The sequence below is a fragment of the Alteromonas sp. genome (assembly GCF_984505615.1).
In genome coordinates this window covers 1-12,305 of sequence record NZ_CFHOXV010000048.1, presented here as the reverse complement: position 1 = coordinate 12,305, position 12,305 = coordinate 1, and the positions used below count along the sequence as shown (strand labels likewise).

Annotated in this window: 7 protein-coding genes; 5 read left to right on the top strand and 2 right to left on the bottom strand. The window is 50.4% G+C overall.

From position 1 onward, the window contains the following. Positions 1-2: 2 nt before the first annotated feature. Positions 3-1,298, bottom strand: coding sequence for a GntP family permease (locus AC4PME_RS18370; RefSeq protein WP_491046676.1), 1,296 nt, complete (start codon positions 1,296-1,298; stop codon positions 3-5). A gap of 187 nt (positions 1,299-1,485) precedes the next feature. Here AC4PME_RS18370 and AC4PME_RS18365 point away from each other — a divergent pair, with 187 nt between their 5' ends. Both AC4PME_RS18365 and AC4PME_RS18360 read left to right on the top strand, forming a co-directional pair. Next, on the top strand, positions 1,486-3,807 hold the full coding sequence (locus AC4PME_RS18365) for a TonB-dependent receptor (protein WP_491529693.1): 2,322 nt from the start codon (positions 1,486-1,488) through the stop codon (positions 3,805-3,807). 119 nt (positions 3,808-3,926) lie between these two features. Next, entirely contained in the window at positions 3,927-4,568 is a 642-nt protein-coding gene (locus tag AC4PME_RS18360) for a response regulator (protein ID WP_119503361.1), read from the top strand. 55 nt (positions 4,569-4,623) lie between these two features. Here AC4PME_RS18360 and AC4PME_RS18355 read toward each other — a convergent pair whose 3' ends face one another. After that, positions 4,624-8,016 (bottom strand): sensor histidine kinase, encoded by a 3,393-nt coding sequence (locus AC4PME_RS18355; RefSeq protein WP_491046678.1) that lies wholly within the window; start codon positions 8,014-8,016, stop codon positions 4,624-4,626. A 235-nt stretch (positions 8,017-8,251) separates the two neighbouring features. Between AC4PME_RS18355 and grpE the strand changes: the two genes are divergently transcribed. From grpE to dnaJ, 3 genes are all read left to right on the top strand, one after another. After that, positions 8,252-8,866: a nucleotide exchange factor GrpE gene (gene grpE / locus AC4PME_RS18350; RefSeq protein WP_119503362.1), complete on the top strand. Its 615-nt coding sequence runs from the start codon at positions 8,252-8,254 to the stop codon at positions 8,864-8,866. Between the two features lie 110 nt (positions 8,867-8,976). Next, a complete protein-coding gene (gene dnaK / locus AC4PME_RS18345; protein ID WP_491046679.1) occupies positions 8,977-10,905 on the top strand; it encodes a molecular chaperone DnaK in 1,929 nt (642 codons plus the stop codon). Between the two features lie 181 nt (positions 10,906-11,086). Further along, complete coding sequence (gene dnaJ, locus AC4PME_RS18340; RefSeq protein ID WP_119500929.1) at positions 11,087-12,217, top strand: molecular chaperone DnaJ; 1,131 nt, start codon at positions 11,087-11,089, stop codon at positions 12,215-12,217. Positions 12,218-12,305: the final 88 nt, after the last annotated feature.

The following is a 12,305-nucleotide window of genomic DNA, read 5'->3' as shown; positions in this document are numbered from 1 at the left end:
CCTTAAAACAGACTGAACAGCGTAATGGCAATAGCTAAGCCAATAACCGGCACTACCACGGTCAGTGCCGCCATGGCACCGTATGCGGCTTTGTGGGTTTCGCGACAAATAGCACGGATGGTGGTAACAACGTAACCATTATGCGGCAATGAATCCAGCGCGCCGGATGAAATAGACACGATGCGGTGCAATTGTTCGGGCTGCACGCCCTGGTCAATATAATGCGGTGCAACCAGCGGTAAAACAATGGCCTGGCCGCCGGACGCTGAGCCGGTGAGTCCGGCGATGACACTGACCGCAATCGCTGCGCCAATCAGTTCATTGCCGGGAATATGCGTCATAATTTCAACGGTTTGCTGAAAAGCCTCTGTGTGTTTGGCGATGGCACCGAAACCCACCACGGCGGCAGTGTTGCCAATGGCGACCAGAGCACCGGTTGTGCCATCGTTAATGGCGGTGGATAAATTATGAAAGTAGCGGAAATTGATGATCATCAGCGTCAGTACGCCGCCTGCCAGTGCAACGATTAATGCCAGTTGCGCCATGCTGTCATGGAGTAAAAAGGATAATGCCAGTACGACAAACAGGGGCAGTATGCCGGTCAGCGGACTGGGGTAATCTCTGGCTTCAATTTCAGGATCCCCGGTGCGGCTTTCAAACTTTTCGCCGTTAGCGATGGCACGGCTAATCATGCGCTTCAGCCACCAGTAACCGAATGAGGCCATAAAGACAGCAACCAGCAAGCTGACTTCCCATGCTGCAAAGGGAGATGTACCCAGATATTTTATCGGGATCCAGTTTTGGATTTCAGGTGAACCTGCTGATGTCATGGTGAAAGTGACAGAGCCGAACGCCAGTGTAGCCGGAATAAAACGGCGGGGCAGATTGGCGTCTTTAAACAGGCTGAGCGCCATGGGGTACACCGAAAATGCCACGACAAACAGACTTACACCACCGTAAGTTAAAATGGCGCAGGCAAGCACCACAGCCAGCACGGCATGTTTAAAACCCAGCTTATCGACTATCCAGCGGGCCACGGAGTCTGCCGCACCGGTATCTTCCATGAATTTACCAAAAATAGCCCCCAGCAAAAACATAAAAAACCAGGCCGCAATGAAGCCGGAAAAGCCACCCATGTAGAGGGTGACAAAATTCTCTTCGCCCTGAAAAAGAGGAATACCGCTGGTAAGCGCCACAATGACGGCGCAAAGCGGAGCAGCAATAAATAAATTCATGCCGCGGATGGTAAGCACAATAAGGAGGGCAAGCCCGCCTGTAAGGCCAATCATACTGATCATATCGGGTTCCTTAATAACAATCTGTGACCGCAGACGCTTCAGGAACTGAAAAGATTGTGTCGTTAAATCAGTAAGATGCCCATAGTACGATGGTACTACTTACTGCTACAAAAAATTAACATAGAGTTTACCTCAGACCGCAGCTTCAGTGCCGAATAGTTGAAACAGATAACAAAAGGGACACATCATGATAAACGCACAGAAACCCGTTAACCGCTTTACCCGCACGCTAAGTGCAGTGGCGGTCACAGCCGCGTGCTTAAGCACTCAGACTGCATTTGCACAGCAAAACAACGATGAAAGCAGAGGCAAATTAGAGCGCATTGAGGTGACGGCCCGTAAAACGGTAGAGTCACTACAGGAAACGCCTGTTGCTATTACTTCAATCGGTGCTACTGAGTTAACGGAAAAGGGCATCAGCGTGCTGACGGAAATTCAGCAGTTCTCACCGAATACCACTATGCAAACCAGCCGTGGTACCAACTCTACCTTAACAGCATTTATCCGCGGGCTGGGTCAGCAGGATCCGCTTTGGGGTTATGAACCCGGTGTGGGGATTTACATTGATGATGTGTATATGGCACGGCCACAGGGCGCGGTGCTGGATTTACTTGATGTACAGCGAATTGAAGTGCTGCGCGGGCCGCAGGGCACACTGTACGGTAAGAACACCATTGGTGGTGCGGTGAAATATGTCACGAAAGAAATGACCGGCGAACCTCAGTTTAACGCTGAAGTGACACTGGGCAATTACAGCCGCCGCGACATGAAATTAACCGGTCAGATGCCGCTGATTGAAGACAGAGTCTACCTGGGTGTGGGTTATGCAAACCTGAACCGCGATGGCTACGGTGAGTTTCTGATCTCTGCACTGGACGGCCAGGATACAGAAAACTACAACAAAGATCTGTGGGCTGCCAGACTGACCCTGGAAATTCATCCGTCTGATAACCTGTTTTTACGTTTCGGCTGGGATAAAACCGAAGATGATTCAAATGCCAAAGGGGGTTACCGGTTACTGCCAAGCTTACGTACCGACGCACCGCAACCGGATTCCGTTTTCGACTCTTACACCAGCATGCCCACAGACAACTATGTTGAACTGGAAGGCTTCAGCTGGCTCGCCAGATACAATGTAAATGAAAATCTGGAACTGAAATATATCGGCTCCCACCGTGAGAGCTTTTCTGATACCAATATCGATTTTGATAATACTCAGCTGGATATTTTTGACGTACCGGCCATTTACGATGACTCTAACGATACCCACGAAATTCAGGCGAACTATACCGGCAGTGCGTTCAGTCTGGTGAGTGGCCTGTATTATTATGACGGTGAATCCTGCGGTGTATTTGATGCGGTACTTGGTGTGCTGGGGCGGGACTACGCGGCGCTTGGCATCTTCCCTGAAGGTACGCCGGGTTTCACCCGTGAAGTGTCCGGTTGTAATAACAGTGAAAGCTGGGCGGCGTATACCCAGTTAAATTACGATATTACCGATAAACTCTCTCTGTCTCTGGGGGCCCGTTATACCGACGAAGAAAAACAGGCAACGGTAAATAATGGCACGGTATTGTTTAATCTGTACCCTGAATCCGGCTGGATTGACGGTTATGTCCGTCCTGACGGTCTGACTATGCCGCAGGTGCTGGGCAGCGATTCCGATGGCGACGGCGTGCTTGATGCGCCGGCAAAAGAAAGCTGGTCACGTTTTACGCCGCGGGTCGGGGTAGAATATCAGTACACCAGGGACACCATGTTCTTCGCCAGTTATTCTCAGGGCTTTAAGTCCGGTACGTTTAACCCCCGCGCGACAATCAATGAACCCGGTGTTTCACCGGAAGTGGTGGACTCGTTTGAACTGGGCGTGAAAAGTGATTTAACCAGTCAGTTCCGCGTTAATGCCACGGCTTTCAGCTACAACCATAAAGATCGTCAGTATATCGGTATTGAAGGTAACTCCGATGATCCCACCGCATTGCTTCAGCGTCTGAGAAACGCCGCTGAAACTGCCGCCTCGGGTATTGAGCTGGAGATGACCTACGTGGTGAATGAGGCGCTGAAGTTTGATCTGGCCTACGGTTTTATCGATTTTGAAATTAAAGAGAATAATGCAACGCCGCCGCTAATCGGACTGGCAAGCACACCGGAAAACACTCTGAATTTCGGTGCAAACTATTTATTGCAAACCAGCATGGGTGATTTCATTTTCAACGCAAACTATTACTACCGTGATGACTATCTGCTGTTTGAAACCAGCGACCTTATTGAGCAAGACGCGTACGGTATGGTCAACCTTGGCGTAAGCTGGGAAAGCATGGAAGGCAACTGGTACGGTGGTCTGCACGTGAAAAACCTGACTGACGAAGAATATTTGGTTGGCGGTTATGACTTTGTCACCCGTAATGAAGATGGCAGTTACGGTCCCGGTCTGGGTAACGACACCACGCTGATTGGCTATTACGGCGATCCGCGCACGGTACAACTTACCGCAGGCTACCGGTTCTGACTCTGATTGTGTGTAAACTCTGAAAGGCGGCAAGGGCCGCCTTTTTGTGTTTGATGACTTGAACCCGGAGGCAGACTTCGTCAAAGTAATTCATGAATATGACTCAAACGGATTTACCCATGCAGGCCAATGTACTGATAGCTGATGATCACCCGTTATTCCGCGCCGCCATGCGCCAGGCGCTGGCCGGCATCACCGGTGAGTCAGTGGTTGAGGCGTCAACATTCAGTGAAGCCAGAGACGCCCTGATTCAGGATGACAGTATTGAACTGGTGTTCCTGGACATTCACATGCCAGGCAACGATGGACTCACAGGGTTGAGTGAACTTCGCACCACATTTCCTGATGTGCTGGTGGTGATGGTGTCAGCGGAGGACAAACCGGATCTTATTCGCAAAGCCATCGATCTGGGGGCCAGCGGTTATATTCCCAAATCAACGCCATTGCCGTTAATTGCCGGTGCCGTCAGTCAGGTGCTGGATGGTGGTCAATGGTTGCCGGACGGGCTGGAGGCTGAATTAGCCTCTCATGAAGACGCCGCTCAGGCAGAATTTGCAGAACGACTGGCTCAACTCACACCGCATCAGTTTACTGTGCTCAAAATGATGGCAGATGGTTTGCTGAACAAACAGATTGCCTGGGAATTGTCTATTTCTGAATCCACAGTGAAACAACATGCTTCGGCGGTGTTACGTAAACTCAATGTGATAAACCGTACCCGTGCCGGCGTGCTTTTCCGTCAACTCACCGGCGCGGAATAGTGTCAGTGCATCAGGTAATTGTGACTATAAAGCGCGCAGTCAGGCTGACTGTGGTTTATCCGTCTGTGACGATAAGCTTTTTCAGCATGCGCTTTAACGCAGCGGGTTTTACCGGCTTAGGTAAATAGCGCAAACCCGCTGCTGCCGCTTCATCTCTCACACCGTCTTCCCGGTTCGCTGTATTGAGAATACCGGGTACATCTTTTTGCCAGAAGTCTTTTAACGCAACGGCCGATGTTGTGCCTTTTTCGCCGTAATCCAGGTGAAAATCAACCAGCATCACATCCGGCGCCTGAGGACAAACGGCTCTGGCCTGTTGCAATGACTGACTGCCGGTGACAGTCGCGCCCCAACCGGTGAGCAGGGTTTTCATCGCATTCATGATCTGGTCGTCGTTTTCCAGCACTAAAATGTGTTTTTCAGCCAGCCAGTTTGCCGTATTTGCCATGTTTGGATTGATATCTGCTGCAAGTATATTGCTACTTTTCTGTAGTGCCCTTACGCCACGGGGTAACGTCACTGTAAATACCGTTCCTTTACCCACTTCCGATTCCAGCGCAACAGGATGACCGAGAAGCTGGCTGATCCTTTCAACAATGGTCAGCCCCAGACCCAGCCCCTGATTACCGGGTAAATGTTCCAGTTGATGAAATTCATTAAAAATCGCTTTTTGCTGACCCGCAGGGATCCCGGTTCCGGTGTCGTAAACCCTGATTTGAATCTGATTGTCTGACCGTCGCCGGACGCCAATCAGCACTTTGCCTTCCGGAGTGTACCGGATCGCGTTTGAAATCAGATTCTGGATAATACGCCGGAGCAGTTTTTTGTCTGAACGCACAACCAGCGCAGAGGGAATATAACGGAGTGACAGCGCTTTTTGTTCTGCAATAACCTTAAACTCATCCACCAACGGTGACAGCATGTCGTCGAGGGCAAATTCAGTGACTTGCGGGACCAATACTCCGGACTCAAGTTTGGTCATATCCAGCAAGGTAGAGAGCAATGATTCGGCACTGTTCAGTGATGTCACCAGTCCCTGTGACAGACTTGCCAGTCCGGTGCCTTCGGTTTTCTGCGACAACATGCCGGCAAACAGAGTGGCAGCATTGAAAGGTTGCATCAGGTCGTGACCTGCAGCAGCCAGAAAGCGGGTTTTACTTTCGCTCGCCCGGTCGGCTTCCTGCTTCGCCTGTTCAAGCTGAGCCGTACGTTGTGCTACGCGAACCTCAAGATCTTCTTTTGCTGACCGCAGTTCATCCTGAATGCGTATATAGGCTGTAATGTCGCTGTAGGTAGTCACGTAACCACCGTGGGGCAACGGGCTGCCGTTAAGCTCTATTACCCGACCGTCGGGTTGCTTGCGGATATACTGGTAACTGCTGCCGTTTTCCATGTAAGCAACACGCTTGCTTATCTCTGTTTCAACATCCGGATGATTGCCCAGCAGGCCGCGCTCAGCGTTGTACTGCAATAAGGACTGGATCGGCATACCGGCCTTCAGGAATCCTGGTGGATAGCCAAATAACTCTGTATAGCGGTCGTTCCAGGCCAGCAGGGAAAGATCCTGATCCAGTACGCTTATCCCTTGCTGTATATTTTGCACCGAAGACTGCAATATGTCGTGATTAAACTGGAATGACTGGGAAGCTTCTTCTACCCATTCTACGATGTCACTGAGTTCGCCGCCGCGCTTTTGCGCAATGGCTGAAAGCAGAATACGGGCACCCGGTGTGCCCATCTGAGCAGCCAGTAATTTTTCCACCCGTGACAACAGGCCTGCACTGGCAAACCCTTCTGCATAGGCAGAAGAATGGGACAACTGACTTTTAAGCGTGCGGTGCACCGATGGCTCCAGTACCCGGCCGGTGAGCAGGAACAGATCTCTTAATCTGATTGCCAGATCAGGATGACTGTCGCTGACGATATCGCCTGTATCCGGTGCCTGAAAAGACCTGGCGCTGCCCTGATTAAAAAGCAGAGACAATCCGGCCAGGGTGACCAGGTTAATAAACAGGCTGATGATAAAGCTCCGGCCCAGCTCCAGTTCAGTGGGCGGACTTTCAAAGTAATAGCTCGACAGAATAGAAGGGTAGAGCAGCCAGGCGCACCAGCAACAAAAGCCGGTGAAAATGGCAATAATGACGGCTGTCTTTGATGTCTTTTTCCAGTACAGACTTAACAACATTGCCGGCAGCAGTTGTCCGAGTAACGCAATAGCAATCACACCGCTTTTCACCAGTGGCGCCGACTGACTGACGTTCACGTGATACCAGTACGCCACTGACAGCACAACCAGCACGGTTAAACGTCGTACCGTCAGCAGGGTCGATGGCGTCATGGTGTTATGTGGGTCGTCTTTAAGGCGGATTTTCAGCCATAAAGGCGTGATAAGGTTGTTGGAAATCATGATGCCAAGGGCAAGGGTTGCCACGATAATCATACTGGTGGTGGCTGACAGACCACCTATCAGCGCGGCCAGCGCCACACCGGCATTGCCGGCCTGTAATGGTAATGCCAGTACAAAGGCATCTGTTTTTACCACTGAGGTGTCCAGTAACACGTGTCCGGCCAGTGCAACCGGCAGAATAAACGTCGTCATGCCAAGCAGGTAGAGAGGAAACAGCCAGCGTGCGGTGCGCATTTCTCCTTCACCGTTACACTCAACAAAATTCATATGAAATTGTCTGGGCAATACAAAGAGTGAGCAAACTCCCAGCAGGACGTGACTGGCATACACAAGCGGTGCGCTGTCTGCGTACAGCACTTCTCTGGCAACGGGGTGACTGGCAGCCTGAGCGATTAAGTCAAAAGGCCCGCTGAACAGGCCATAGCAGACAAAAATACCGACGATGGAAAGCCCCACCAGTTTCACCACCGATTCTACGGCAATGGTCAGCACCAGCCCGGGATGTTTATCGGTAAGGTTTAATGTGCGTGTACCGAACAAAATGGCAAACAGAGCCATGAGTCCGGCGACATACAAGCCAACCGTGTTGGTTCCCTGTTCTGCATCATAAGCAATCAGGCGGATGCTGGCTGAAATGGCATCGAGTTGAAGTGCAATGTACGGGATAACGCCGGTAAAACACAATACGGTGACTGAGGCAGCCAGAAAATGTGAATGCCTGAAGCGCAGGGCGAAGAAGTCTGCCAGTGAGGTCACATTATTTTTCTGGCAATAACGGGAAATTTTTATCAGCACCGGAAAAAGAAAAGCCATACCGGCAATGATCCCGGCATACGTCGGTACCAGTGCCCAGCCAAATTGTGACGCCTGAGTGGTTGTGCCGAAAAATGCCCAGGAAGTGCAGTGAATGCCTAATCCTAAACTGTACAGCACCGGATGCTGCTGATTGTCGCGCAAACGCTTGTCTCCCCAGAAGGCAACAAGAAACAAAAACGTGAGATAAATCACGGTAATAACGCCGACAGTCCAGATACTAAACATGACCAGAAAGAGATGAAAACAATTCGTTAACAAACTCTACAGCAAACCCGTTGGCAAGCAAATCACAAAAAAATCGCGGTTTAGCCACAAATTTTTCATGGATACCCTTGAAGGGTGGGTAAGTAACCCCATTAATAGCCCCACTGAACGCATTCACGCAGCCTGTGGCACGGACTTTCCTGTGCAGGCCGCTAAACAAAAATTCACCGCAGATGAGTATTGTTGGGAGGATAGCATGAGCGAAGATCGCGACGTGCAGGATCAAAAACAGCCTGAAGACGCAGAAGTGATTCAGGGTGAAGTAGTTAACGAAGACGCTGCAGAGGCGCAACCGGTTTCTGAGCACGAGCAAAAAGTTTACGAACTGGAAACGGCTTTATCTGACGCTCAGGCGCAGATTAAAGAACAACAGGACAGCGTATTACGTGCCCGTGCTGATATGGAAAATGCCCGCCGTCGTGCTGAAGCTGAAGTGGAAAAAGCCCGTAAGTTCGCGTTAGAGCGTTTTGCCGGTGAACTGCTTCCGGTTATCGATAATCTGGAACGTGCTATCCAGGCCGGTGACGGTGAAAACGATGCGGTCAAGCCATTGCTTGAAGGCGTGGATATGACGCTGAAATCTTTCGTCAGCACAATTGAAAAATTCGGTTTAACACCTATTGATCCACAGGGTGAAGGTTTTAACCCGGAGCTGCATCAGGCGATGTCTATGCAGGAAAGTGCAGATCACGCGCCGAACACCGTAATGGCCGTGATGCAGAAAGGGTATCAAATTAACGGTCGCCTGCTTCGTCCGGCCATGGTGATGGTGTCCCGTGCACCTGAAGGTGGCGTTGATACGCAGGCTTAACCGGGGCGGAAGCCAAAAACGACAGATTTTTTCTGGCGACTATTGAAATGGTGCGGGAATAACCCCACTAATAATGCAGAAATTAAAGATTCTTATTTTGGAGACACGTAATGGGTAAAATCATTGGTATCGACTTAGGTACAACGAATTCATGTGTCGCAGTTCTAGACGGCGACAAACCTCGCGTAATTGAAAACGCCGAAGGCGATCGCACAACCCCCTCAATCATCGCTTACACAAACGATGGTGAGACTCTGGTAGGTCAGTCTGCGAAGCGTCAGGCAGTAACCAACCCGACAAATACTTTATTCGCTATCAAGCGTCTGATCGGTCGCCGCTTCGAAGATAAAGAAGTACAGCGCGATATCGACATCATGCCTTACAAAATTGTTAAAGCTGACAATGGTGATGCATGGGTTGAGACCAAAGGCGAAAAAATGGCGCCTCCTCAGATTTCAGCTGAAGTGCTGAAGAAAATGAAGAAGACGGCTGAAGACTTCCTGGGCGAAGAAGTAACCGGTGCTGTTATCACAGTACCTGCATACTTCAACGACTCTCAGCGTCAGGCGACTAAAGACGCCGGCCGTATCGCTGGTCTGGAAGTAAAACGTATTATCAACGAGCCGACTGCTGCTGCCCTTGCTTACGGCATGGACAAGAAGAAAGGCGATAACGTTGTTGCGGTTTACGACTTAGGTGGTGGTACGTTCGATATCTCTATCATCGAAATCGATGAAGTTGACGGCGAGCACACCTTCGAAGTGCTGGCAACTAACGGTGATACTCATTTAGGTGGTGAAGACTTCGATAACCGTGTAATTACTTACCTGGTAGACGAATTCAAGAAAGATCAGGGCATTGACCTGCGTAAAGATCCGCTGGCCATGCAGCGTCTGAAAGAAGCCGGTGAAAAAGCGAAAATTGAACTGTCTTCTTCACAGCAAACAGAAGTTAACCTGCCGTACATCACTGCTGATGCGACAGGTCCTAAGCACTTAGCGATTAAACTGACCCGTGCGAAACTGGAATCTCTGGTTGAAGACATGGTGAAAGATTCTCTGAATCCTGTTAAGCAGGCGCTGGCTGATGCTGACCTGTCAGTATCTGATATCCACGATATCATTCTGGTTGGTGGTCAGACGCGTATGCCTCTGGTTCAGAAGTACGTTACTGATTTCTTCGGTAAAGAGCCACGTAAAGACGTGAACCCTGACGAAGCAGTTGCTGTTGGTGCGGCAATCCAGGGCGGTGTATTGTCCGGTGACGTGAAAGACGTACTGCTGCTTGACGTAACGCCTCTGTCTCTGGGTATTGAAACCATGGGTGGCGTAATGACGTCACTGATTGAGAAGAACACTACGATTCCTACTAAGAAATCGCAAACCTTCTCAACGGCGGAAGATAACCAGTCTGCGGTAACAGTACACGTACTGCAAGGTGAGCGTAAGCAAGCTGCCGGCAACAAGTCGTTAGGTCAGTTCAACCTTGAAGGTATCCGTCCTGCGTCACGCGGTACACCACAAATCGAAGTAACTTTCGACCTGGATGCTGATGGTATTCTGCATGTGTCTGCGAAAGACAAAGATACTGGTAAAGAGCAGAAGATCACCATCAAAGCATCTTCTGGTCTGAGCGATGAAGAAATCGAAAAAATGGTTGCTGATGCGGAAGCAAACAAAGAGTCTGATGCGAAGTTCGAAGAACTGATTCAGGCCCGTAACCAGGCTGACGGTATGATTCACGCTACCCGTAAGCAGCTTGATGAAGTTGGCGATGCATTAAGTGCCGACGACAAAGCGCCAATCGAAGCCGCTATTTCAGCGCTGGAAACCGCCACTAAAGGCGAAGACAAAGCTGAAATCGAAGCGAAAACGCAGGAGCTTATCCAGGCGTCTTCTAAACTGATGGAAGCAGCTCAGGCGCAAGCCGGTGCAGCAGGCGGCGCAGATGCCGGTGCTGAACAGCAAGCTTCCGGTAAGAAAGCGGAAGACGACGTTGTTGACGCTGAATTCGAAGAAGTGAATGACGACAAAAAATAAGCTGTAGTCAGTGTGTCTCCGGTTCTTTGTGCCGGAGTGCTGTACAAGCCGGGCGCAGCAGGAAGTTCTTGTTGCGCCTTTGTCGTGTAAAGACCGGCTCATTGCCGGATGATTTAAAAGTGTGTGGTTTAAGGCAACTTGAACCGGGTGCTTGATGTAACGAGTAGGAAAAGTAAGCGATATGTCGAAACGTGACTACTACGAAGTGCTGGGTGTAGATAAAGGTGCTGGCGAACGCGATATTAAGAAAGCGTATAAAAAGCTGGCTATGAAATATCACCCCGATCGCACACAGGGCGATAAAGCACTGGAAGAAAAATTTAAGGAAATCCAGGAAGCCTATGAGGTTCTGACCGATTCGCAGAAACGCGCTGCGTATGATCAGTACGGTCATGCCGGTGTGGATCCGAATCGTGGTGGTGCAGGCTTCGGCGGTGGCGCAGACTTTGGTGACATCTTCGGTGATGTATTCGGCGATATCTTTGGTGGTGGCCGCGGTGGACGTCAGTCCCGCGCACGTCAGGGAGCCGATTTACGTTACAACCTGGAGTTATCGCTTGAAGAAGCGGTGCGTGGTAAAGAAGTTGAAATCCGCGTACCTACGCTGGTGGAATGTGATTCGTGTCACGGCTCCGGTGCGAAAAAAGGCACTTCGCCAACTACGTGCCCAACTTGCCATGGTAACGGTCAGGTACAAATGCGTCAGGGGTTCTTTGCTGTCCAGCAAACCTGTCCGACGTGTTCCGGGCGGGGCAAAATTATTTCCGACCCTTGTAATGCCTGTCATGGTCATGGTCGCAAAGAAAAAACGAAAACCTTGTCGGTTAAAATTCCGGCGGGCGTTGATACCGGCGACCGCATCCGCTTAACCGGCGAAGGCGAAGCAGGAGAGAACGGTGCACCGGCAGGTGATCTGTATGTTCAGGTTCATGTGCGCGAGCATGATATCTTCCAGCGTGACGGCAATAACCTGTACTGCGAAGTACCACTGAGTTTCACAACCGCTGCCCTGGGCGGCGAGCTGCAAGTACCGACCCTTGACGGTAAAGTGAAGCTGAAAGTGAGCCCGGAAACCCAAACCGGCCGTATGTTCCGTCTGCGCGGAAAAGGCGTGAAGTCGGTAAGAAGCGGCGTAACCGGCGATCTGATGTGTAAGGTAGTGGTTGAGACCCCGGTTAACCTGTCTGCAAGACAAAAAGAATTGCTGCAGGAACTGGACGACTCCATGGGAGGCGATTCTGCAAAGCACCGTCCGAAGGAAAAAGGTTTCTTTGACGGCGTGAAGAAATTTTTCGACGACCTGACTAACTAATCAAATCCAAAGCATTTAAAAAGCCCTCGTATGAGGGCTTAATTAGATGGTCCGCCTCACCTCTAAGCTAGTCTTAGAGTTAGGCAAT

Bases quoted from the DNA above. Each gene is read 5' to 3' on its own strand.
- AC4PME_RS18370 (WP_491046676.1), bottom strand. From the start codon at position 1,298: ATGATCAGTATGATTGGCCTTACAGGCGGGCTTGCCCTCCTTATTGTG.
- AC4PME_RS18365 (WP_491529693.1), top strand. From the start codon at position 1,486: ATGATAAACGCACAGAAACCCGTTAACCGCTTTACCCGCACGCTAAGT.
- AC4PME_RS18360 (WP_119503361.1), top strand. From the start codon at position 3,927: ATGCAGGCCAATGTACTGATAGCTGATGATCACCCGTTATTCCGCGCC.
- AC4PME_RS18355 (WP_491046678.1), bottom strand. From the start codon at position 8,016: ATGTTTAGTATCTGGACTGTCGGCGTTATTACCGTGATTTATCTCACG.
- grpE (WP_119503362.1), top strand. From the start codon at position 8,252: ATGAGCGAAGATCGCGACGTGCAGGATCAAAAACAGCCTGAAGACGCA.
- dnaK (WP_491046679.1), top strand. From the start codon at position 8,977: ATGGGTAAAATCATTGGTATCGACTTAGGTACAACGAATTCATGTGTC.
- dnaJ (WP_119500929.1), top strand. From the start codon at position 11,087: ATGTCGAAACGTGACTACTACGAAGTGCTGGGTGTAGATAAAGGTGCT.